This is a genomic window from Thermococcus sp. JCM 11816 (assembly GCF_055396515.1).
In genome coordinates this window covers 159,046-180,264 of the sequence record NZ_AP043741.1, presented here as the reverse complement: position 1 = coordinate 180,264, position 21,219 = coordinate 159,046, and the positions used below count along the sequence as shown (strand labels likewise).

The window sequence follows — 21,219 nt, the reverse complement described above, 5'->3', positions numbered from 1 at the left end:
CTACTCAACTACTACTTCCTTTTCTCCCCCCTCCTCCACCTCGCGTATCTTTCCGCCCTTCATGACCTCAACGATGGCAAATGCCAGCAGGGCCAGGAGGAGATAAACCACCGACGCTCCCCCAAAGAGCACTTCGTAGGCCTTCTCCGTCGGGATCTTGATCTGAACGAAGGCCGGTGCTCCAGGCGGGTGGAAGAGAACGTAGTAGGTGCTCATTACCGTTCCAGCTATTGCCGGCCCCCAGGTCGAGCCGAAGTTCCTGAAGAGGCTGTTGGAGCCGGTGGCGACACCCATCATTCTCGGCGGCACTGAGAAGACCAGCACGTTGATGAGGGATATGTTCATGAGGTTTATGCCTATTCCAACGATGGTCATCATCGTCACGAACTGCCAGAGAGACATCTTCGTTGCGTAGAGGGACATTACCGCGAGGGCACCGCTCCCGATGAGGGCACCGGCTATCGCTATCGGCTTCGCCCCGATCTTCGGCATGAACTTTCCGGCGAGCGGAGCAACGATGAGCATGACTAAGGCCATCGGGGTCATAAGGAGGCCGCTCTGGAGTATTGTCTTTCCGAAGCCGTAGGGTTCCGGCATCTGGAGGAGGTAGGTGTTCGCCTGGCTCATCATTGAGAGGCCAAAGGCCGCTAACATTATGCCCATGTTGGCTATGGCTGGGTTCCTTGAGGAGATTATCTTGAGTGGTAACAAGGGGTTTTCCACTCTCCTCTCCCAGAGGACGAGGAGTACCGCGCCAATTACACCAACTCCAAAGAGTATTAAGGTTTCCTTCGCAGTCCAGCCGACGTTTGGTGCCCTTGTGACTGCCACGAGCATTGGCACCACGAAGAGAGTAAGGAGAACCGCTCCAACCCAGTCAACCTTTCCAGGATTTACATAGCGGCTCTCCCTGAGTATTTTCCAGGCGAGGAAGAACATCAGCACGGCGAAGGGAGCCGCCGAGTGGTAGGTCCACCTCCACCCCCAGTTCTGGGTGACCCACGCGCCGAGGGGGAGCGCTATGACCATACCAACCGCGAACATGGCGCTTATCATTCCCTGAACCTGCGGCACCATGCTCGGCGGAAACTCCTCACGGACGAGGGAGAATGCCAGCGGGAAGATCGCCATTCCAAAGCCCTGGATTGCCCTCGTAACGAGAAGCCACTGAAAGCTTGGAGCAAAGCCGTTGAGAATGACGCCGAGAGTGTAAAAGCCGAGCGCTATGAGGAACATCTTCTTTTTCCCGTACATATCGCCGAGCTTTCCGAAGAGGGCAACGCTGACGGTTCCAACGAGGAGGTAAATGGTCAGAACCCAGCTGACGTCGTTGGGGTTTATCGCGAACTCCTTCTGGATCGTTGGCAGAGCTGGCGTCAGCATCGCCTCGGTGTACATGACGAGGAGCGGGAGAAGAACGACAACGAACATCGCCTTCTTTGCATAGGATAAGTCGTAGGTCTCACCCTTCTCGACTACCTGCATTTTCACCACCGACCTATCGAACGATATATCACTTATAAAGCTAGCGGTGGTCTCCAGTAAGGGTTATAACAGGGAGAGGCAATGTTTTACTGAGGGTGTGGAGGATGGAGAAAATAGTCCACGGCGTTTATCGCTCGGGTGAGATTATCTTACTTGACGAGACAGAGCTTCATGAGGGCGAGATTATTAAGGTAAAGCTTGTTGGGAGGAAAGAACTCGTGAATAAGCTTGCAGGCGTGCTAGGGAAGGGAAAGCCAGAGGACATCGAAAGATACCTTGAGGAGATGTACTATGAGGGTTCTCCTTGACACGAACGTTCTCTACAACTTTCTCTTTGAGACGCCCCTCACGGAAAGCTCTAAAAGTCTTCTGTCTGAGCCTTACGAATTCTACGTTAGCACTCTGATTCTTAACGAGCTATCTTACTCAGTCATCCGGAGAAAGGCGGAAACAGCCTTTGAAATACATTCATACAGAAAACTCAAGGAGTTTCTCAACAAGAACGGTTACAAACCTTTTCAAAGAGAGTTACGGCTCATGGAATCTGCAATAGAAGGACTTGGGATAATCAAGGTTAATGACTCACAGAACTGGGAGCTTATACGAGAACTCATGTTTAGGTATTCTCTCCTTCCGAGTGACGCCACCATTTTGGCAACCGCCATCGAAAACGGGATTGAAGCCCTCGCCACTTTCGATAGGGACTACAGCAAAGTTCAAGAACTCAAAATCATTCCTTAAACCATGCACCCCCTCCTCAAGAAGGTCATCAAAGAACGCTTTGGGAAGCTCAACCGACTTCAGCAGGACGCTTTCCGCGAAGTTAGTTCGGGGAAGAGCGTTCTGATCATAGCTCCCACCGGTTCCGGAAAGACCGAAGCCGCTGTTCTGCCCGTCTTCAATGAAATCCTTGAGGATGGGTTGAAGCCGATTTCCGCTCTCTACATAGCCCCTCTGAAGGCCCTCAACAGGGATCTCCTTGAGAGGCTTGAATGGTGGGGGAAGAAGCTCGGAATAACCGTTGAGGTGCGCCACGGGGACACCTCGGCTTATAGGAAGGCAAAACAGACGAAGAACCCTCCTCAGATGCTCATCATAACTCCAGAGACGCTCGGCGTGATTTTGACAGTTAAATCTCTCCGAAAGCACCTGGTGAATGTCAAGTTCGTCATCGTGGACGAGATTGCTGAGCTTGTAGATAACAAGCGTGGCGCCCAGCTCCTCCTCGGTCTTGAGAGGCTCGCTGAAATAGCAGATTTCAGAAGAATTGGGATGACGGCGACGGTGGGCAACGAGGACGAAGTAAGGGAGTGGCTAAAGGCTGATACCATAGTCAAGCCAAACTGGAAGAAGGCATACCGCTTTCACGTGCTCTATCCAAAGCCCGAAGAAAAAGATGAAGAGCTCGCCAGGGAACTCAGCGTTTCCCCCGACATCGCGGCGCGCCTCAGGGTTCTGTGGGAGATCGTCGAGAGGCACGGAAAGGCGCTGATATTCACCAACACTCGCCAGTTCGCTGAAATCCTCGCCCACAGGCTAAAGGCCTGGGGGAAACCCGTAGAAGTCCATCACGGTTCCCTTTCTAGGGAAGCTAGGATAAACGCCGAGAGAGCCTTGAAAGAGGGGAGAATAAAGGCACTTGTTTGCACGTCCTCGATGGAGCTTGGAATAGACATCGGTGACGTTGACGTCGTGATTCAATACATGAGCCCGAGGCAGGTGAACAGGCTCGTCCAGAGAGCCGGAAGGGCGAAGCACAGGATAGGTGAGGTCAGCGAAGCCTACATCATAACGACGAACGTTGAGGACTACATCCAGAGCCTCATAATAGCCAAGCACGCCCTTGAGGGCCGGTTTGAACCTGTTGAGCCTATCGGCGGGCTGGACGTTCTGGCTCACTTCGTCGTCGGTCTGCTTGTGGAATACAAGCGACTTCCAAGGGAGAGGCCCTATGAGATAGCGAGAAGGGCCTACGTTTACAGAGATTTGAGCTGGGAGGACTACCTCGATACGCTCAAGGTGCTCGAAGACGCCCGGATAATAGGCTACGACGAAGAGACCAACCAGCTCTACCTCAGGAGAGGGGCCTTCCAGTACTACTACGAGAACCTCTCAACGATACCGGACGAGGTCTCATGGAGGGTCATAGATGCCAAAAGCGGACATATCGTCGGGAGACTCGATGAGAGCTTCGTGATGGACCTCGAAGAGGGCATGGAGTTTGTGATGGGCGGGAAGAGCTGGATAGTTCTCAAAATAGACGACGAGGCTAAAATCATCAAGGCGCGCGAGAGCCCGAGCATCGAGAGCGCAATACCGAGCTGGGAGGGGGAGATGATACCCGTTCCCTTCAGCGTTGCCTTCGCCGTCGGCAGGCTGAAGAGGGAGCTGGCCTTCGACTTCAGGAACGCGCTGTCACCCCTTGAGGGTGTTGAGTTCAGCGAGGAGGATCTGAAAAGGGCGTTTGAGGAGATAAAGGATGAGCCGTTCTCGACAGATAGAGACATCTTCGTGGAGAGCACTCCAAAGGCTCTAATCATCCACGCCGATTTTGGCAACAGGGCGAACGAGGCGATAGGCAGGATCGTTCACTCACTCTTAATCCTCCGCTACGGCAGGGTGTTCTCGGTCAGGGCGCAGGCCCACGCGGTAGTCTTCAAGACACCGTTCCAGCTGAATCCCGATGAGGTCAAGCGCTACCTATACCAGGATCCAGAGAGCGTTGAGTTCATCGTGGCTAGGTCTCTGAGGGACTCCCATGCCTACCGCTGGAGAATGTTAAACGTCGCGAAGCGTTTCGGGGCGCTGAGAAGGGACGCGAAGATAAGAAGGGTCGAGCGGCTCTTTGAGGGAACGGTCATAGAGAGGGAGACTTTGAACGAGCTCTACCACGACAAGGTTGACGTGAAGACGGCCGAGCTGGTCATGGAGATGCTTAAAGCCGGGAGCCTCAGGGTCAAAACCGCCCTCAGGAAAGAGCCCTCAACGCTAGCGAGACTAAATATGACCGTTGGCGGGGAGTTCCTTCTGAGCGGAATCCTTGAGAGGGACGAAGTCCTTGAGCTGTTCAGGAAGAGGCTCCTCGACCATGAGGTCGTCTTGGTGTGTACCAACTGTGGCTGGCATTCGAAGACTAAGGTTGCCCGCTTGAGGAGTATCAAAGAGAGGGAATGCCCGCGCTGTGGCTCGAAGATGCTGGCCGTTGCTCACCCGATAGATGCGGAAGAGTTCATCCCGGTTCTCGACAAGGTCAGGCACGGAAGGCCGCTTGAGAAGAAGGAGGAACGGGTTTACAGGAAGCTGTTGAAGGCCGCTGACCTTGTTGATTCCTACGGCTTCGATGCCGTTCTGGCCCTTGCCAGCTACGGAACCGGGCCGGACACAGCCGCAAGGATTCTGAGCCAGTACAAAGGGGAGGCCCTGCTGGTTGCACTGATGGAGCGCGAGAGAGATTTCATCAGGACGAGGCGGTTCTGGGTCGATAAGAAGGATAACAGCAACGAGAATAAGGATAAGAGCTAAAAAGACTCTCTGACAATGTCACGATCCGTTATTAGTGAGCGTCATCATTTTCAGATTTAAAAGTTCGTCTTGTGATAATGCGGCCAATTGAGTACCGTTTTTACAACAGCCCCATAAGAGAATCAAATGTAAAACTAAGTTATACACAATGGCCAAAAATGTGGAATGATGTGTTCTATATTCAGATGTATACCTTTGGTTCGAAGTAAACTTTATAAATAATGAGGGAAACTCCCAATGTACTGAACACCGGGGAATGCCGGTGGTGAAAGTGGCATTAGTATTGAGAAGAAAAACATCTAATCAGGGCCCCGTTGTAGACTATCGGGAGCTCGACAGGTTGCTTGCTCAAGGGGGCTACAAAAAGCTCCTCATAACGAGGCAACCAATCATAAACAGCGCCCCCAGTGACGTGGTGCCGATCTGGGTAAGCAAAGCAGAGCACCCCAAGGCCGTGAAGCCTACCGACCTCCATATACTCGAGAGTATCATCTGGAGAGAACTCCAAAATGGCACCAAGTCAGTAATTCTGGACGCTCTTGAGTATCTCATGATCGAAAACGGTGTAGAAAGGGCGCTTAGATTCGTCGGAAAGCTGAGGGACATGGCAATCTTAACGGGAGCTACGTTCTACGTCACGGTCAGTGAGGGGATTGACGAAAAAACCCGAGCCATGCTCCGTAGAATAGTTGAGTGAAGTTTATATACCGTCGGCTCTTCTCCAAGATTTAGGTGTGGATGATGCCTTACATTGAGAAAATTGAAATGAAAGGTTTCAAATCTTATGGTAACAAAAAGGTTGTAGTGCCGCTTGCGAGGGGTTTTACAGCTATAGTAGGAGCAAACGGTTCTGGAAAGAGCAACATCGGAGATGCCGTTCTGTTTGTCCTCGGAGGACTTTCTGCGAAGGCCATGAGGGCCAGCAGGATAAGCGACCTCATTTTCGCGGGTTCGAAAGGAGAACCTCCAGCCAAATACGCCGAGGTTGCCATGTATTTTAACAACGAGGACAGGGGCTTTCCGATAGATGAAGACGAAGTCGTGATAAAAAGGCGCGTCTATCCCGACGGAAGGAGTACGTACTGGCTCAATGGGAAGAGAGCAACGAGGAGTGAAATAATAGACCTCCTCAGCGCTGCCATGATTTCTCCTGAGGGCTACAACCTCGTCCTTCAGGGTGACATAACGAAATTCATTAAAATGTCTCCAATCGAGAGAAGGCTCATCATAGACGAAATTTCTGGAATAGCTGAATACGATGCCAAAAAGGAGAAGGCCCTAAAGGAGCTGAAGCAGACGGAGGAAAACCTCGCGAGGGTTGACCTCCTGATAAGAGAGGTAAAGGCCCAGCTCGACAAGCTTGAAAAAGAGCGCAACGACGCCCTCCGCTACCTCGACCTTAAGGAGAAGCTGGAAAAAGCGAGGGTTACGCTCCTTCTGGCTGAGATAAAAAGGCTTGAAAAGTTCATTGAGGAAGGTGGATCGCGGGAGGAAGAAATTGAGGGGCAGATCAAGTATCTTGAAGACAGGTTGAAGGAGATAGCAAAAGAAATAGTCGCGAAGGAGAAGGAACTCGCCGAAATAGAGCGCCAGCTTGAGGAGAAGAGCGGCGACGGCATTCTCGAGATAACCAGGAAGATAAGCGAGGTCAAGTCCAAGATAGAGGTCGCGAAGAGGAACATAGAGAACGCGCAGAAGGAAATAGAGGAGAGCCAGGCAAGGCTTAGAAAATCCAAAGAGGAGCTGAAGCACGTCTCTGAAGAGATTGAGAAGAGCAAGGGAGCGATAAAGCGCTGGGGGAAGAGAAGAGAACAGCTCCTCGTTCAGATAAAGGAGAGGGAAACCGTCAGAAACGAGCTTGTCATCAAGCTTGGAGAGATAGACAAGCGCTTCTCCGAGGCCAGGGAGGAGTTCGATAAGGTAGTCGCGGAGCTTGAAGAGGCCAAAAAGGCGCTCTACATGAAAGAGAGTGAAATATCCAAGTTTGAGGAAGAGATCAGCAGGGCCAAAGCCAGGATAACCCAGTTCAACGCTAGGAGGAACCTTCTGAAGGAGAAAATAGCGGAGGCAAAGGCTTCTCTCGAAGCCAAGAGGTCGGAGCTGTCCCAGGTAGAGGGTAAAATCTCCAAAGTGGAATCAAGGCACAGAAAAGCCGAGAAGGAGCTCGAAGAAAAAACAAGGGAGCTTCAGAAGGTGGAGAGTGAGCTGGCCAAAGCGAGAGAGGAACTGATCAAGGCAGAGGCCCAGAGAGAAGTCAGGGGCAACAGGGCCGTTGAGTTCCTGAAGTCCCAGAGGATAGAGGGCCTGTATGGCACTCTTGGAGAGCTGATAAGCGTTCCAAAGAGCGAGTATGCTTTAGCTGTTGAAGTCGCACTCGGCGGCAACTACGACAATGTTGTGGTAGAGGACGATAGGGTCGCCGAGAAGGCAATAAAGCTCCTCAAGGAGAAAAAGCTCGGAAGGCTGACGTTTTTGCCACTCAACAAGATAAAACCGCGCTCCATGAGGGAGAAGCCGAAGCTTGGCATTCCAGCTATGGACGTCGTCTCCTACGACCCGCGCTTCAGGAATGCAGTTGCCTACGCCCTCGGGGATACCCTCATCGTGAACGACATGGACGAGGCGAGGGAAGTAGGAATCGGGAAGGTCAGGATGGTCACACTCGGTGGGGAACTTCTCGAGCGGAGCGGAGCGATAACTGGAGGTCACTACAAGCCGAGGGGTAAGCTTGGGGTTAACGTTGACGAGATAAGGAAGAGGGTCGAGGCCCTTGAAGGAAGGAAAGAGGCGCTGGAAGCCCAGGTGAACGCCCTGAAGGTAGAGGTTAAGGGGCTTGAGAACGAGCTTTTCGAGCTCCGCATGAAGAAGAGCGAGCTTTCAAAGGACGTTCAGGTCATCCAGAAGGAGCTCGACTCCTATCTAACCGAAGACCGCTCCCTCAAGGAAGAGATTGAAGAAAACGAGCGCCTCATCTCGGAGCTTGAGAAGAGGATAGAGGAATCGAAGGGCGAGATGGCAAAGCTCAGGGGAAGAATAGAGAGACTTGAGAAAAAGAGAGAGAAGATAAAGAAAGCCCTTGAGAACCCGGAGGCGAGGGAGCTGAACTCAAAGATCAGAGAAGTTGAAGCGGAGATATCCAAACTCAAGGAGGAGCTGAGCAGGGTTGAAAGCAAGCTCGAAAGCCTCGACTCGAGAATAAACGAAGAGCTCCTCCCGAGGAAGGCCGACCTCGAGGAGGAGATAGAGGGCCTTATCAACAAGATAAACGCCCTGAACGCCTACATCGAAGAGAATAAAAACGCCATAACAGAGCTTGAGAAAGAGCTTGAAGAGCTGAAGACGGCCGAAGAGAACGTTAAGGACGAGCTCAAGGAGCTCCGCGACAGGAGAGAGCAGATAAGAGTGGAGATAGCGGAGCTTAGAAAGGAGAAGGACGAGCTTACTTCAAAGCTCCAGGAGCTTAGGATAGAGGCTAATACGCTCAAGGTCAGGCTGGCTCAGGTCGAGACGACCCTTCAGGAGAAGAGGGCCGAGCTCAAGCACTTTGATCCTTCACTAGTTCGCTCGATAAAGGAAATCCCGCTTGAAGTTGAGAAGCTCAGGCAGGATATTGAGAAGATGGAGGAGGAAATACGCTCGCTTGAGCCGGTTAACATGAAGGCCATCGAGGACTTTGAAGTGGTTGAGCGCAGATATCTTGAGCTGAGTAGCAAGCGCGAGCAGGTTCTGGCCGAGAAGGAGAGCATAGAGGAGTTCATACAGGAAATCGAAGGGCAGAAGAGGCAGGTCTTCCTCCAGACCCTCAATGCAATAGCCAAGAACTTCTCGGAGCTCTTCGCCAAGCTCTCACCGGGAGGAGAAGCGAAGCTCATCCTCGAAAACCCCGAAGACCCTTTCTCAGGAGGACTTGAGATAGAGGCAAAGCCGGCAGGAAAAGACGTCAAGAGGATAGAGGCCATGAGCGGCGGTGAGAAGGCCATAATAGCGCTCGCCTTCGTCTTTGCCATCCAGCGCTACAAGCCGGCTCCCTTCTACCTGCTCGACGAGATTGATGCCCACCTCGACGATGCAAACGTCAAGCGCGTCGCCGACCTCATCAAGGAAGCCTCCCAGAACAGCCAGTTTATTGTCATAACCCACAGGGACGTCATGATGGCGCAGGCGGACAGGATAATAGGCGTCAGCATGAGGAATGGCGTCTCAAAGGTGGTCTCCCTCAGCCTCGAAAAGGCCAGAAAGATACTGGAGGAGATAAGGAAAAAAGACGAGGCCGAGCACAGAGAGATGTTCGGCCGGCTGGAGGCGTGACATATGGAATCAAGATTCGAGCCAGAGATAACGCCTGTTGATATCCTCCTCCAGCTCGTCCAGATGGGGAAAGTTGATCCCTGGAACATTGACATAGTTGACCTAACTGAAAAGTACATAGAGCGCCTTAGGGAGATGAAGGAACTTGACCTGCGTATCTCAGCGAGGGCAATTCTGGCGGCTTCCATCCTCGTCAGGATGAAGAGCGAGGCCCTTCTGTACTCCGACGAAGAGCAGGATAAGGGGGAGGAAGAAAAGGAGCGCATCCGCGTGGATGTTGAGCCGCTGGCACCGCCCTTGAGAAGGGCAGAGCGCTACTACACCTTCGAAGACCTCATCGAGGCCTTAATGGATGCCCTCGAAGAAGCCGAGAGAAGAAAGCCGAGGAAGAGGAAGCGCGAGGAAGTTGAGGAAGAAATCTTTGTCGTTGATGACTTCCGCGTTGACATTGAGAAGCACGTGAACAGGCTGTACGAGATAGTCAGAAAACTCTACGGCGAGACCAGAGAGCCCATACGCTTCTGGGACCTCGTCTTTGATCCACAGCCGAAAATAATAGCCAGGACTTTCCTCTATCTGCTTTTCCTATCAAACATGGGGAAGGTAGACCTCCTCCAGGAGGAGCCCTTTGGAGAAATCCTGGTCGTCCCGCTGGAGGAAAACTCCTAACTCCTCTCCTCCCTTTTTGCTGGGCGGAGGGTAATAACCAGGAATGGAGGCTCGCTCCCAACGTAGAAGCTTTTCTTTTCCCTGTTCAGGTAGAAGCAGTACTCACCATCGGGGACTGTCTCAATAAACTTTTCGGGCCTGGTAACCTTCGCAACCCGCCCATCAAAATACACGCACTCGTAGGAGTCCATTATGCCCCTAACCCGCTCAAGAATCTCGCTCTTTTGAAGCCTCTCACAGTCTAAGCGAGTGCACACGAGTGCCTTCCTCCCATCTGTAAATATCGTGATTTTCTCATTAACATCGATCCGCTTGGAGCGATCCAGAAAAACCCACAGCTCGGAGTACATCCTTTCGAGCCTGCCTCTCTTCGCGAGCCTCTTCTTCAGCCTCTCCTTTGCGTGATAGGTGAGCAGCATGGCGGAATGTATCCTTAGCGAATTTAAAAGTTGTTTGTTATGTACCTACATGTGTAGATATCTATGTAGGTTGTGACTTCACAAAAAAGTATTTAAAAGATGGCACTTAGAGGAGCATGATGTGAAAATGAAGTGGAGAAGAGAAAAAGCCTATGGGGCAGCTTTTTTAGTGTTCTCACTCCTCGACGCGCTTACCACCTGGGTTGGAGTTCAAAGGGGCTTTTCCGAGGCAAATCCAATAGTTGCGAGCAGGCTTTCCGATCCAGCGCTGTTCTTCGGGAGCTTTGCGCTGTTCACAACTCTTGGACTTCTGGTGATATTCGCGTCAAGCTACATGAGCCGTTTTTCTAGAGCATTTGGATACTTCCCGCCACTGTTTATCCTGATGAGGGCACTGCCTGTCTTCAACAACGCATACCTTCTCGCAGGAAGGAACTCTGTGTTCCTATCGCTTCCAGCAGGCTTTCTAATCCTGCCGCTCGCCAAGAACTCAGGAAAGCTTTTATCCTCTCCCACCAAGAGTGGATTATGCAGTACCTCAGACGAGACCTCATAGAGCCCCGCGTTTACCAGGAGGTCATTTACGCCAGGTGTAAAGAGGCCAACTGCCTCGTTGTCCTGCCTACTGGGTTAGGAAAGACGCTCATAGCCATGCTCATAGCAGACTACCGCCTCTCAAAGTACGGCGGAAAGGTTCTCATGCTCGCCCCTACGAAACCGCTCGCTGTCCAGCACGCCGAGAGCTTCAAAAAACTGTTCAACATCCCGCTCGAGAAGATAAACGTCCTGACTGGTGAGCTGTCCCCAAAGCAGAGGGCCGAAGTTTGGAAGAACAGCGTCGTAATAACCGCAACGCCCCAGACGGTCGAGAATGATATTTTAACTGGCAGAATATCTCTCGAAGATGTTGTTCTACTTGTCTTTGATGAGGCCCATCGAGCAGTCGGGAACTACTCCTACGTTTTCATAGCTAAGGAGTACCTGAAGACCGCAAAACACCCGCTCGTTCTTGGCCTTACTGCCTCTCCTGGAAGCGACGAGGAGAAAATAAGGGAAATAGTGAGAAATCTTGGGATAGAGAGGATAGAGATTCGGACCGAAAGCTCACCGGACGTTAAACCTTATGTCCAAAAAATAGCCTTCGAGTGGGTTAAGGTCGACCTGCCGGGCATCTACAAGGAAGTCCGTTCCATCCTCCGCGAGATGCTGAAGGAGAGCCTCAAGCCCCTCGCCCAGTTTAAGCTGGTCTCGACGTATTCCCCAGACATCTCAAAGAAGGAAGTCCTCCAGGCCGGCTCGAAGATCAACCAGGAGGTAGCGAGGGGGAACTACGAGCTCGGAAGGCTGAGGATGCACCAGGCGAAGGCGGTTAAGCTCCTGCACGCGCTTGAACTTCTTGAAACCCAGGGGCTAACTGCCCTAAGGGCCTACCTGAAAAAACTCAGAGAAGACAAGAGGACGAAGTCGAGCAAGGAGCTGATGGAAGACCCGCGCATGAGGAAAGTAATCTACCTACTCGTCCAGGCGAAGGAATCTGGGTTAGACCACCCCAAGATGGAGAAGCTGAAGGAGCTCGTTAAAGAGCAGCTCGGGAAAAAGCCGAGCTCCAAGATAATAGTCTTCACGAACTACCGCGACACCGGAAAGAAAATCGTTGAGGAACTGCGCTCTATGGGGATCACTGCTGAGAGGTTCATCGGGCAGGCGAGCAGGAAGGACGACAGGGGAATGAGCCAGAGGGAGCAGAAGGAAGTCCTCGACCGCTTCTCAAGGGGGGAGTTCAACGTCCTCGTGGCTACAAGCGTCGGGGAGGAGGGATTGGACGTTCCCGAAGTTGACCTAGTGGTGTTTTATGAGCCTGTTCCCTCAGCAATAAGGAGCATCCAGAGGCGCGGAAGAACCGGAAGACACAGGCCGGGAAGAGTTGTCATTCTCATGGCTAAGGGGACGAGGGATGAAGCCTACTACTGGGCTTCCCGAAGAAAGGAGAAGGGGATGTTCGATGCGATAAAGAAAATCGCGAGGGAGCTTGAGAAGTTGCAGAGGGCCAGGATAAAAGCCCAAGGGGAGGAAGGTAAAATACACGCGGGTGTTGAAAAGTCGAAGGGGAGTGTCGATGTGTCCAAGGGGAAGATTGCCCCGCTGGATGCTTTCCTGAAGCCTAAAAAGGTCGAAAATACCGAAATTAGAGAGAGCAAAGCGGTCGGGAAAGCCGCTCCCCAGGCATCGGAAGAAAAATCAGCCGAAAAGCCGAAAGAAACGACCGAAGAGCTTCCGATAAAGCCCATCTTTGTGAGAAAGCCGAAGGGCATAGTGGTCTACGTCGATTCCCGCGAGCTGAGGAGCGGTGTTCCGAAGCACCTCAGGGAGCTGGGCGCCGAGGTCGAGGTGAGAACCCTCGACGTTGCAGACTACGTTGTGAGCGAAGAGGTGGGCATAGAGCGGAAGAGCGCCAACGACTTCATCCAGTCGATAATTGACGGGAGGCTCTTTGACCAGGTTGAGAGGCTGAAGAGGGCCTACGAGAAGCCGGTAATCATCATTGAGGGGGAGCTGTACGGCATAAGGAACGTCCACCCCAACGCAATACGGGGAGCGATAGCGGCGGTGACCCTTGACTGGGGAGTTCCAATATTGTTCTCATCAGGGCCGGAAGAGACCGCCCAGTTTATCTACCTCATGGCAAAGCGCGAGCAGGAGGAGAGGAAGAAGGAAGTCCGGTTGAGGAGCGAGAAGAAGGCGCTGACTCTAGCGGAGAGGCAGAGGCTCATAGTCGAGGGCCTTCCAAACGTCTCGGCAACGCTGGCTAAGAGGCTTTTAAAGCACTTTGGCAACGTCGAGAGGATCTTCACGGCAACGGAGGAGGAGCTGAAGGAAGTTGAAGGAATAGGGCCAAAGAAAGCCAGGGAGATAAGGAGGGTCATCACGGCACCCTACGTTGAGGAAGAAGAGGATAAGGCTTAAGTTTTCAAAATTGTAGTGAAGACTGCCCCCGGGAAACCGCGGGGGATGAGCGCCTCGGCGAGCCGTGATTCCCCTTCGCTCCCCGGGGGCACACTTCAGCCGAACACGGCCCTAACGCCAGTTGCGGCAAATATCAGGAGTTCTATCATCTTGTAGGCCTCTTCCACGCTGTTTGTCTCAAATTCGACAGTCTTGCCGTCTATTCTTCTGACCAAGGGGCAAAGCTCGGCTGCGTCGGCAAAGCCGCTGTTCAGGAAGCGCACCCCTACTTTAACGGGCTTTTCCACGCTCAGGGGCTTTATAGCTCCTTCTTTCCAGCGCTTTACAGCCTCTTTTGTGCCTTTTATGAGGAGCTTCTTTATTGCTTCCATTGAGGGGCTGATCGCGGAGTACCTTGAGAAGCTCTCCTTGAGGGGAACACCAACGGTCTCCGGAAGTGCATCTCTCACGTCACCTTCAATCAATGCCCTGTCGCCAGCAACTAGGATGACGGGAACACCCCACTCTCCGAGCAGGTAAGCGTTCAGAAGGGTCTCGCTGACGGGTCTCCCGTTCACGGTTATCCAGTCTATTGTGGAGCCACTGTAGGTGTGGTCAAAAGTCGCCCTCCCAACGCCACTCCTGGCATGGTAGCCAAGAAAGATTGCCACGTCACTTCCCTTACCTCCAGCAACCATGCTGAGGGGTCTAGGAAAACCCCTAACGAGCTTCACAAAGCCGGGCATCTCCTCGGGGATGATATTCACCATGGGGCCGTGACTGTCGGCGACAATGACTTCCTCAAAGCCAAGCTCGTGGAGTGTCATTGCTGTGATCTTAACAACATCTGTCGCTATTTTTCTGGCCTCGCCATAGAGCGCCTTCTTTACGCTCAGGTGTTCGGGACTGACGACGTGGGGCAGGCCCTCAAGGTCGAGGGATATGAAAGCCCTCATCGACACCACCTTTTTTCTGCAGGGATTGGGACAATAAATCCCTTTTGATCGAGAGATAACTATCAGGAATATCCCGCGGGCAACCCAACAACTGCCGCTTATGAAAAAGGTTTTATATGCCTTCCTTCATAAAATAGAGTGGTGATACGTATGCAAATCGTCGAAATAGACATAAAGCTCCCCTACAAGGAGAGGGGGGCCATACTGTCGAAGATCGTTTCCAAGTTTGGCGGCAGGATAAGGGACATACACTTCCACCCGCCCGATCCAAAGGGCATCGGAGAAGTTAGAGTTGAGCTGGAAGTAGAAAACGGAAAGAGCATAATCTCAGAGCTTAAGAGGCTCCTGAAAGGTGGTAGATTCTCCTTCAGGATACTCAGCGAGGCTTGATTTCTGCCTTTCTTATCTCTCCGGTTCAAGTTTTCGAGTTCCGGATTTTTGCCACTAAGCTCAACGGCAGCAGTGACAGCAACGCCAGAACTCCAACTCCACATATACCCTCATTCTTGGACGTTGATGAACTACTGCTTTCAGTTTTCTTTGTCGTGGAGCTGGAGTAATCAGTGTAATTCGTCTCCCTGGGAGTGGAAGTTGTAGAAGATTCAGAAGATTCCACAGTCCAGTTCTCGTGAACCGCCGGACAGGAACAGCAGTGAACGTCCCGGTATTTGACGGGAGCAGGAATAACCGTTACCCCCTCCTCGGACACGTGAATCAGCGGGAGTTCTCTAAGGGTGTTGTTCTCGTAGAGGTATATTGAAACGTTCATCGGTCTCGGAGGGTATTTTTTGGTAAGGTACGGGGGGCTAAATATGAATCTATAATCTCCGCTGTGAAACGTGTAGTTATCCTCCACCCACATGCTCCCGTTGAAATAGGCTATCCCTCTCCCAGGAGGCACGATCAAAAGTCCATCCCCCATGGTTATCGCACAGGAGTCGTTGACCGGCTGAAGTCTTGACTTTAACTCTTCCTCCAAGGGGATTCTGTACTTTGACGAAACGACGATCCAGTCACCCTCAATTTTCAGGGGCAGACACTTCCGGTTCCTGAGAGTGAAGAAATCAAACGGTAGCAAGTTATGCAACCAGGCATCGTAAGGGCTGAACTTGTCCTCAAGGCTCAAGTTCTTCTCGTTCCCAACGGCCACCAGCTTAACGGATTCATCCACCCTGTACAGGCTTCTGTTTCCTATGGGATACTCGTAAATCAGAACGTAAGGCATTGAAATGTTAAGATCCCCCTGCTGGGGCACTTCTCCAATCTTCTGGATTGCACCGTTGCAGTAGCGGATTACCGTTAAATGATCAGCGCAGGGAGGATGCTTCATTGGAAAACTCGTGTTGGTGGAGGCTGGAAGGAAAAGATACAGCCAGCCCTTATAAAAAGCCAGGGGTGGCAGCTCGAACCCCGAAAAAGCCATGTAATCAACGTAGTAGGCACCGCTCTCATTGACATAGAAGATGAAATAAGTCCAAAGGTCAATGGGCATGAGAGTTACGGGGTCGTACTCTGTAGTGAGACCGGCTTCTTCGTAATAATCGTATTCGACTCCCACAAGGGCTCCTTTGGAGTCAGCGTAGATCACGAAGGGCTGGAGCGAAATCCCCCAGGGATAGTTGGAGTACTCCTGGGCGGATACATTCTGGAGGGACAAGACAAGAAGAAGGAAAATGGAAAGCGCTCCAGCTGGCTTTAGCTTAGACATAATCGCACACCCCGTTCAGGTATTCCAGGGCTTCCACCCTTACATCATAATAATAGGCCCTTCTTGGAGGCTTTCCTAGAACCTGGACGTAGTCGCAGGCCCTCTGGCGGTACACAGGGTTGTTGAGGACTGCCCCATCGCATTCAAACTCGTAATAGATGTTGTCAACGCCTCTGTAATTGCGGAGGTTCTCTTTGGCATCGTCAACATACATCTTCCACTGTTTTAGTGTGTCACTGTTGGCTGGGAGAAGCTCTCCCTTGTAGTAATTGGGTTGTAGAAACACCCAATCGAAGTAGTATGCGGCGTGGTGGTTGTATGAATCTTTTTTAAATACCCTCCTCCCTTCTATTTCTGATTTAGTAGTATAATGCATGTAAGGTATCCATATGAACTCAAAGCCGGCTTCGTGTATCCTGTTGGCCAGTTCAGAGATCACGGTCTCCCAGGAAGCTCCCACTGCTTTGGCCTCGAACATCATTGGGCACTCGTAATTCCAGTAGAACCCTCTGAGGTTGTAGTCTGAGGAGATTACGAACACATCAATCCATCGCTTCCAGTAGTCCGGTCCCCTTGGAGTGTCCGATCTGTACTTGTAGTAGGGTATCTCAACGTAGTAAGGCATGGTCACGTTCTCGCTCAGAAATTCCGAGAGGGTGTATGCATCTTCTCCGGGGTCACCGGTGTAGATCATGGACTTACCCTCTATGCCCCAACCGGTATCGAGGATAACAAGGCTGTCAATCCCCACTTCCCTCAGCTTCTCCTGCACGGTGCTCATGGTGGTGTCTCCGTGATACTTCATGAGGCTCCTGAAGTCTCTTCCATCCCACTTAAGGTACCACAATCCAAACGTTCTCCCGTATCCCATTTTACAACCTCCAGATGGTCTTCAGAATTACATACACAAATTGAACTTATAACGTTTTCTATTCTGATTTTGCATACACTTCTAAATAGTAAGCAAAACTTGAAAATGCCAAGGGAAGAAAAGGGCTATCCCTTAACGCCCCTGTTCAGCTCTTCCAGCTTTTCTCTGGCTTTTTCAACGGAGCCTGCCTTCTCTATTGCGGTCCCCGTGACAATAATATCGGCTCCAGCCTTTACGGCAGCCCTCGCCTGCTCCTCCGTTCTGATACCGCCGCCCACTATCAGTGGAACATCAATAACGCGCTTCACAAGGCCTATCATCTCGGGCGGAACTGGCTGAGGTGCACCGCTTCCCGCTTCGAGGTAGACGAGTCTCATCCCGAGGTACTGGCCGGCTAAAGCGTAGGCTGCTGCTATTTTCGGCTTGTGCCTTGGGATGGGCTTTGCGTCCCCGACCCAGCCCACGGTTTCTCCCGGCTCAATGATCAGATAGGCCATCGGGATCGGCTCTATGCCGTATCGCTTGACCTGAAAAGCTCCCAGCGCCTGGGCTCCCGTTATGAAGAACGGGTTCCGCGAGTTGAGAAGGCTCATGAAGAAAATCGCATCGGCGTACTTACTTATCCCGCCGTGTGAACCCGGAAACAGAATTACGGGAAGGTTCGAGCTTTCCTTTATGGCCCTAACAACGCTGTCGAGGACTTCCCCCTCGGCCCCAGTTGAGCCGCCAACCATTATTGCATCAACGCCAACTTCTTCGCTCATACTCGCCAGCTCTCCTGCAAGTTCGGGGGAAACGTCGTCTGGATCGAGGAGAACGAAGTGGAGCTTTTCCCTTTCCAGCTTCTCGTGGATGTAGGTTTCGACTTTTCCAAGCTTGAGCATACTTACACCCCCATAAACTTTCTGATGTCATCTTCACCCGTGGATTCGTCAATTAAGAGACAGTGCACGCCAAGACTATCAGCATGGGCACACATAGGTTTATCACGGGTTATTAGAGAGGTTATTAGAGAGTATCCCCTCTCAAGGGCAAGGGCCAGGAAATAAGTATCAAATCCAGAGGGAGCCTCGGCAGACGCTATGGTCTTAGCGGTGTCAGATAATTTCTCTTCACCAATAATCTCAAAGGAGTTCTCAACGGCATTCCCAAGTCTCATTGCGAATTTTTGGTCGCCGCTTAGTCTTTTGGCAACACTAATAACTTCCACAACAGCAACTCTGGGGACTGCGACTTTCTTGTCCTTAGAAAGGGCCAGCACAAGGCGGCACTTATCAAGAATTCCCCTTCTCTGCTTCAATTGAGGATGATTCGAATTGTAAAAAAAGGCTCCTATAATGACGTTTGTATCAATAACGAACCCTCTTTCTCCCTCTAACATCGTCCAGCACTTCCTCGATATCTGTGTTAACGGGAATTCCCTCAACACTCTCCATTAAGTCCCAAATTGTTTCTCCAACAATAACTTTAACCTTGGCTCCCTTGGGGAGATTAACTTTCTTGAGGGGCCTAAACTTCTCCCCATCATAGACGGCCTCGATAACTGTCCCCATAGGTTTCCACCTTATTCCAATATTTCCTCGGCACTTTTAACGGTTTTCCAGCTGAGGCCAAGTCTGGTAAGAACTCCGACTAGGATTTTGTCAGGCTCCTCTTCGAAGCGGTAGAGGTTTGTGCTAACTCTGACGTCTCCAGCTCCGAAGCCTTCCACCGGCTCTCCAAACTTCGAGACCTCCAGCGAAAGCCTCTCCTCAAGTCTTTCTTCGCTCGGAATTAGATAGGCTCTCAAAAGTTCCGCCTCTTTGAGGAGGTAGTCAATGTGCCAGTGGAGCTTCTTGTCCTCTCTGAAGTGCCTTTCCACCCTCTTTTCGAGCGAGTTCATAGCGGAGCCGACGTAGACGTAGTAGCCCGCCTTTAAGGGAAACTCCCTGGCTTTAGTGCGGATGACTTTGTCGTTCTCCAGGAGGATTACGAGAAAGTAGGAACCCTTCATAGGTGGCAGTTTGCTGCAGGGTTTATAAAGAGTTCCACCGAGTCCTAAACAAAGGTGTTGATCATGGTCGAAGACAAAAAAAGAGAGGTCAAAAAGCGCCCCGTTGATGAGTTCGCGTGGCAGGAATACGACGTTGAGGAGTTTAAAAGAACTTTTCCAGCCCTTGCGAGAGAGCTTGAGGAGGAACCTGGCCTGAGCATAGACGCCTACAGGACTTCCGAGGAGGAAGCCCTCGAAGAGGAAGAGCTTGAACTCCAGGACTTCTCCGGCTACAACCCGACGATAATCGACTTCCTGAGGCGGTGCGAAACCGACGATGAGGCCCTGGAGATAATCAACTGGATGGAGGAAAGAGGCGAGATAACCCACGAGATGGCGAAGGAGCTTAGGATAGTCCTGGCCAAAAAGGGAGTAAGGGCCTTCGGGCCGAAAAAGGAGTGGGGCTGGTACGAGAGACACGGCAGGCATTGAGATATCTTGTTCTTCCTGATTTTCTATGGGATTGTCAGCGCCCGCAACCCTTTAAAAGGCATTTTCCCAGTCCCGCCCGGTGGTGAGAATGACTAGGATAGCGGTCATCGATTACGACAAGTGCAATCCGGATAAGTGCGGTCACTTCCTCTGTGAGAGGGTCTGCCCCGTGAACAGGATGGGAGGAGAGGCGATAATCATAGACGAGGAGAACTACAGGCCAATAATTCAGGAGGCGAGCTGTACGGGCTGTGGAATCTGCGTCCACAAGTGCCCGTTCAACGCGATAACGATAGTGAACCTACCGGAGGAGCTTGAGGAAGGCTGCGTCCACCGCTACGGAATAAACGCCTTCGTTCTCTACCGTCTGCCCGTCGTCAAGGAGGGTATGGTCGTCGGTGTCCTCGGTCCAAACGGAACCGGTAAGACTACCGCTGTTAAGATACTCTCGGGCCAGCTCATCCCGAACCTCTGCGGAAACAACGATAACTGGGACAACGTCATAAAGGCATTCCGCGGCAACGAGCTCCAGAACTACTTCGAGAAGCTCAAGAAGGGTGAGATAAGGCCAATAGTCAAGCCGCAGTACGTTGACCTCATTCCAAAGGCCGTGAAGGGCAAAGTTAGAGACCTGCTCAAGAAGGCTGACGAGACAGGAAAGTTCGAGGAAGTCGTCAAGGAGCTTGAGCTTGAGAACATCCTGGATAGGGAAATCCAGCAGCTGTCAGGCGGTGAGCTTCAGAGGGTTGCGATAGCAGCGGCCCTTCTCAGGAATGCCCACTTCTACTTCTTCGACGAGCCCTCAAGCTACCTCGACATAAGGCAGAGGCTCAGGATAGCGAAAACCATCAGGAGGCTCGCCGAGAGTGGAAAGAACGTTCTCACAGTCGAGCACGATTTAGCCCTGCTCGACTACATGAGCGACATAATCCACGTCGTCTACGGTAAACCGGGAGCCTACGGTATCTTCTCCCAGCCCAAATCAACGAGAAACGGAATAAATGAGTTCCTTAGGGGCTACCTGAGGGACGAGAACGTCCGCTTCAGGCCCTTCGAGATAACTTTCACCAAGACGGGTGAGAGAAAGGCCCAGGAGGGCGAGATACTCGTCCAGTACCCGAGGCTCGTGAAGGACTACGGCTCCTTCAGGCTTGAGGTTGAGGGTGGAGAGCTCTACGTTGGAGAAGTTGTTGGTATCGTCGGGCCGAACGGTATCGGAAAGACGACCTTCGTGAAGATGCTCGCCGGAGTTGAGAAACCCACAGAGGGAGAAGTTGACTGGTCGCTCACCGTCAGCTACAAGCCCCAGTACATTAAGACGGACTACGAGGGAACTGTCTTCGACCTTCTGAGCAAGATAGACGCCTCGAAGCTCATGAGCAACTTCTACAAGACCGAACTGCTCAACCCGCTCGGTATTCCCGACCTCTACGACAGACAGGTCAACGAGCTCTCCGGTGGCGAGTTGCAGAGAGTGGCCATAACCGCCTGCCTGATCAGGGATGCCGACATTTACCTCATCGACGAGCCTTCAGCCCATCTCGACGTCGAGCAGAGGCTGGCAGTATCAAAGGCAATCCGCTCACTCATGGCCAAGAACGAGAAAACAGCGCTGATAGTCGAGCACGACGTCATGATGGTGGACTACCTCAGCGACCGCCTCATAGTCTTCGAGGGAGAGCCAGGAAAGTACGGAAGGGCCCTCCCGCCGATGGGCATGAGGGAGGGAATGAACCGCTTTTTAGCTAACATCGGGATAACCTTCAGGCGCGACCCCGACACTGGAAGACCGAGAGCCAACAAAGAAGGCTCCGTGAAGGACAGGGAGCAGAAGGAGATTGGCGAGTACTACTACCTCTCAGCCTGAATTCACT

General features: G+C 52.0%; 20 protein-coding genes. 11 read left to right on the top strand and 9 right to left on the bottom strand.

From position 1 onward, the window contains the following. Nucleotides 1-1,485, bottom strand: a complete 1,485-nt coding sequence (locus tag ACZ5TN_RS01015; protein ID WP_464917427.1) for an MFS transporter — start codon at nt 1,483-1,485, stop codon at nt 1-3. 104 nt (nt 1,486-1,589) lie between these two features. On the opposite strand from ACZ5TN_RS01015, the gene ACZ5TN_RS01010 reads away from it, so the two are divergent. The 6 genes from ACZ5TN_RS01010 to ACZ5TN_RS00985 all read left to right on the top strand — a co-directional run bounded on the left by ACZ5TN_RS01010 (nt 1,590) and on the right by ACZ5TN_RS00985 (nt 9,984). Then, nucleotides 1,590-1,793, top strand: coding sequence for an antitoxin family protein (locus tag ACZ5TN_RS01010; protein WP_054840007.1), 204 nt, complete (start codon nt 1,590-1,592; stop codon nt 1,791-1,793). Then, nucleotides 1,777-2,226 carry a PIN domain-containing protein gene (locus ACZ5TN_RS01005; RefSeq protein ID WP_011249965.1) on the top strand — a complete coding sequence of 150 codons (450 nt, stop codon included), beginning with the start codon at nt 1,777-1,779 and terminating at the stop codon, nt 2,224-2,226. The genes ACZ5TN_RS01010 and ACZ5TN_RS01005 overlap by 17 nt, the downstream gene beginning before the upstream one ends. 3 nt (nt 2,227-2,229) lie before the next feature. After that, the gene (locus tag ACZ5TN_RS01000; RefSeq protein WP_464916894.1) at nt 2,230-5,007 is read left to right on the top strand and encodes a DEAD/DEAH box helicase; all 2,778 of its coding nucleotides are present in this window, start codon (nt 2,230-2,232) and stop codon (nt 5,005-5,007) included. Nucleotides 5,008-5,278: 271 nt separating this feature from the next. Beyond that, the gene (locus ACZ5TN_RS00995; RefSeq protein WP_011249967.1) at nt 5,279-5,704 is read left to right on the top strand and encodes a DUF835 domain-containing protein; all 426 of its coding nucleotides are present in this window, start codon (nt 5,279-5,281) and stop codon (nt 5,702-5,704) included. Between the two features lie 44 nt (nt 5,705-5,748). After that, nucleotides 5,749-9,315 (top strand): chromosome segregation protein SMC, encoded by a 3,567-nt coding sequence (smc, locus tag ACZ5TN_RS00990; RefSeq protein WP_464916893.1) that lies wholly within the window; start codon nt 5,749-5,751, stop codon nt 9,313-9,315. A gap of 3 nt (nt 9,316-9,318) precedes the next feature. Beyond that, the gene (locus ACZ5TN_RS00985; RefSeq protein WP_464916892.1) at nt 9,319-9,984 is read left to right on the top strand and encodes a segregation/condensation protein A; all 666 of its coding nucleotides are present in this window, start codon (nt 9,319-9,321) and stop codon (nt 9,982-9,984) included. On the opposite strand, the gene ACZ5TN_RS00980 is transcribed toward ACZ5TN_RS00985, so the two are convergent. Continuing rightward, on the bottom strand, nt 9,981-10,403 hold the full coding sequence (locus ACZ5TN_RS00980; RefSeq protein ID WP_464916891.1) for a hypothetical protein: 423 nt from the start codon (nt 10,401-10,403) through the stop codon (nt 9,981-9,983). The genes ACZ5TN_RS00985 and ACZ5TN_RS00980 overlap by 4 nt on opposite strands. Before the next feature lie 127 nt (nt 10,404-10,530). Between ACZ5TN_RS00980 and ACZ5TN_RS00975 the strand changes: the two genes are divergently transcribed. Both ACZ5TN_RS00975 and ACZ5TN_RS00970 read left to right on the top strand, forming a co-directional pair. After that, complete coding sequence (locus ACZ5TN_RS00975) at nt 10,531-10,959, top strand: DUF5658 family protein (protein WP_464917426.1); 429 nt, start codon at nt 10,531-10,533, stop codon at nt 10,957-10,959. Further along, a complete protein-coding gene (locus ACZ5TN_RS00970; protein WP_464916890.1) occupies nt 10,932-13,367 on the top strand; it encodes a DEAD/DEAH box helicase in 2,436 nt (811 codons plus the stop codon). Before ACZ5TN_RS00975 ends, ACZ5TN_RS00970 begins: the two co-directional genes overlap by 28 nt. 95 nt (nt 13,368-13,462) lie before the next feature. Here the strand turns inward: ACZ5TN_RS00970 and ACZ5TN_RS00965 are convergent, their stop codons facing one another. Continuing rightward, nucleotides 13,463-14,302 carry a M55 family metallopeptidase gene (locus ACZ5TN_RS00965; RefSeq protein WP_464916889.1) on the bottom strand — a complete coding sequence of 280 codons (840 nt, stop codon included), beginning with the start codon at nt 14,300-14,302 and terminating at the stop codon, nt 13,463-13,465. Between the two features lie 150 nt (nt 14,303-14,452). Here ACZ5TN_RS00965 and ACZ5TN_RS00960 point away from each other — a divergent pair, with 150 nt between their 5' ends. Continuing rightward, entirely contained in the window at nt 14,453-14,692 is a 240-nt protein-coding gene (locus ACZ5TN_RS00960; RefSeq protein ID WP_464917425.1) for a hypothetical protein, read from the top strand. Between the two features lie 25 nt (nt 14,693-14,717). Here the strand turns inward: ACZ5TN_RS00960 and ACZ5TN_RS00955 are convergent, their stop codons facing one another. From ACZ5TN_RS00955 to ACZ5TN_RS00930, 6 genes are all read right to left on the bottom strand, one after another. After that, nucleotides 14,718-16,010: a hypothetical protein gene (locus tag ACZ5TN_RS00955; protein ID WP_464916888.1), complete on the bottom strand. Its 1,293-nt coding sequence runs from the start codon at nt 16,008-16,010 to the stop codon at nt 14,718-14,720. Then, nucleotides 16,003-16,881 (bottom strand): hypothetical protein, encoded by an 879-nt coding sequence (locus ACZ5TN_RS00950; protein WP_464916887.1) that lies wholly within the window; start codon nt 16,879-16,881, stop codon nt 16,003-16,005. The genes ACZ5TN_RS00955 and ACZ5TN_RS00950 overlap by 8 nt, the downstream gene beginning before the upstream one ends. 125 nt (nt 16,882-17,006) lie before the next feature. Further along, a complete protein-coding gene (locus tag ACZ5TN_RS00945; RefSeq protein WP_011249977.1) occupies nt 17,007-17,765 on the bottom strand; it encodes a phosphoglycerol geranylgeranyltransferase in 759 nt (252 codons plus the stop codon). A gap of 2 nt (nt 17,766-17,767) precedes the next feature. Continuing rightward, complete coding sequence (locus ACZ5TN_RS00940) at nt 17,768-18,262, bottom strand: type II toxin-antitoxin system VapC family toxin (protein ID WP_464916886.1); 495 nt, start codon at nt 18,260-18,262, stop codon at nt 17,768-17,770. Continuing rightward, complete coding sequence (locus ACZ5TN_RS00935) at nt 18,231-18,434, bottom strand: antitoxin family protein (protein WP_011249979.1); 204 nt, start codon at nt 18,432-18,434, stop codon at nt 18,231-18,233. The genes ACZ5TN_RS00940 and ACZ5TN_RS00935 overlap by 32 nt, the downstream gene beginning before the upstream one ends. Before the next feature lie 11 nt (nt 18,435-18,445). Further along, on the bottom strand, nt 18,446-18,874 hold the full coding sequence (locus ACZ5TN_RS00930; protein WP_011249980.1) for a GIY-YIG nuclease family protein: 429 nt from the start codon (nt 18,872-18,874) through the stop codon (nt 18,446-18,448). A 63-nt stretch (nt 18,875-18,937) separates the two neighbouring features. Here ACZ5TN_RS00930 and ACZ5TN_RS00925 point away from each other — a divergent pair, with 63 nt between their 5' ends. Next, complete coding sequence (locus ACZ5TN_RS00925) at nt 18,938-19,345, top strand: DUF2095 family protein (protein ID WP_464916885.1); 408 nt, start codon at nt 18,938-18,940, stop codon at nt 19,343-19,345. Between the two features lie 88 nt (nt 19,346-19,433). Continuing rightward, nucleotides 19,434-21,212: a ribosome biogenesis/translation initiation ATPase RLI gene (locus ACZ5TN_RS00920; RefSeq protein WP_464917424.1), complete on the top strand. Its 1,779-nt coding sequence runs from the start codon at nt 19,434-19,436 to the stop codon at nt 21,210-21,212. The last annotated feature ends 7 nt before the right edge of the window (nt 21,213-21,219 follow it).

What these genes read in the sequence shown, in the direction of transcription:
- ACZ5TN_RS01015 (WP_464917427.1), bottom strand. Translation starts at nt 1,485, where the DNA reads ATGCAGGTAGTCGAGAAGGGTGAGACCTACGACTTATCCTATGCAAAG.
- ACZ5TN_RS01010 (WP_054840007.1), top strand. Translation starts at nt 1,590, where the DNA reads ATGGAGAAAATAGTCCACGGCGTTTATCGCTCGGGTGAGATTATCTTA.
- ACZ5TN_RS01005 (WP_011249965.1), top strand. Translation starts at nt 1,777, where the DNA reads ATGAGGGTTCTCCTTGACACGAACGTTCTCTACAACTTTCTCTTTGAG.
- ACZ5TN_RS01000 (WP_464916894.1), top strand. Translation starts at nt 2,230, where the DNA reads ATGCACCCCCTCCTCAAGAAGGTCATCAAAGAACGCTTTGGGAAGCTC.
- smc (WP_464916893.1), top strand. Translation starts at nt 5,749, where the DNA reads ATGCCTTACATTGAGAAAATTGAAATGAAAGGTTTCAAATCTTATGGT.
- ACZ5TN_RS00985 (WP_464916892.1), top strand. Translation starts at nt 9,319, where the DNA reads ATGGAATCAAGATTCGAGCCAGAGATAACGCCTGTTGATATCCTCCTC.
- ACZ5TN_RS00980 (WP_464916891.1), bottom strand. Translation starts at nt 10,403, where the DNA reads ATGCTGCTCACCTATCACGCAAAGGAGAGGCTGAAGAAGAGGCTCGCG.
- ACZ5TN_RS00975 (WP_464917426.1), top strand. Translation starts at nt 10,531, where the DNA reads ATGAAGTGGAGAAGAGAAAAAGCCTATGGGGCAGCTTTTTTAGTGTTC.
- ACZ5TN_RS00970 (WP_464916890.1), top strand. Translation starts at nt 10,932, where the DNA reads ATGCAGTACCTCAGACGAGACCTCATAGAGCCCCGCGTTTACCAGGAG.
- ACZ5TN_RS00965 (WP_464916889.1), bottom strand. Translation starts at nt 14,302, where the DNA reads ATGAGGGCTTTCATATCCCTCGACCTTGAGGGCCTGCCCCACGTCGTC.
- ACZ5TN_RS00960 (WP_464917425.1), top strand. Translation starts at nt 14,453, where the DNA reads ATGCAAATCGTCGAAATAGACATAAAGCTCCCCTACAAGGAGAGGGGG.
- ACZ5TN_RS00955 (WP_464916888.1), bottom strand. Translation starts at nt 16,010, where the DNA reads ATGTCTAAGCTAAAGCCAGCTGGAGCGCTTTCCATTTTCCTTCTTCTT.
- ACZ5TN_RS00950 (WP_464916887.1), bottom strand. Translation starts at nt 16,881, where the DNA reads ATGGGATACGGGAGAACGTTTGGATTGTGGTACCTTAAGTGGGATGGA.
- ACZ5TN_RS00945 (WP_011249977.1), bottom strand. Translation starts at nt 17,765, where the DNA reads ATGCTCAAGCTTGGAAAAGTCGAAACCTACATCCACGAGAAGCTGGAA.
- ACZ5TN_RS00940 (WP_464916886.1), bottom strand. Translation starts at nt 18,262, where the DNA reads ATGTTAGAGGGAGAAAGAGGGTTCGTTATTGATACAAACGTCATTATA.
- ACZ5TN_RS00935 (WP_011249979.1), bottom strand. Translation starts at nt 18,434, where the DNA reads ATGGGGACAGTTATCGAGGCCGTCTATGATGGGGAGAAGTTTAGGCCC.
- ACZ5TN_RS00930 (WP_011249980.1), bottom strand. Translation starts at nt 18,874, where the DNA reads ATGAAGGGTTCCTACTTTCTCGTAATCCTCCTGGAGAACGACAAAGTC.
- ACZ5TN_RS00925 (WP_464916885.1), top strand. Translation starts at nt 18,938, where the DNA reads ATGGTCGAAGACAAAAAAAGAGAGGTCAAAAAGCGCCCCGTTGATGAG.
- ACZ5TN_RS00920 (WP_464917424.1), top strand. Translation starts at nt 19,434, where the DNA reads ATGACTAGGATAGCGGTCATCGATTACGACAAGTGCAATCCGGATAAG.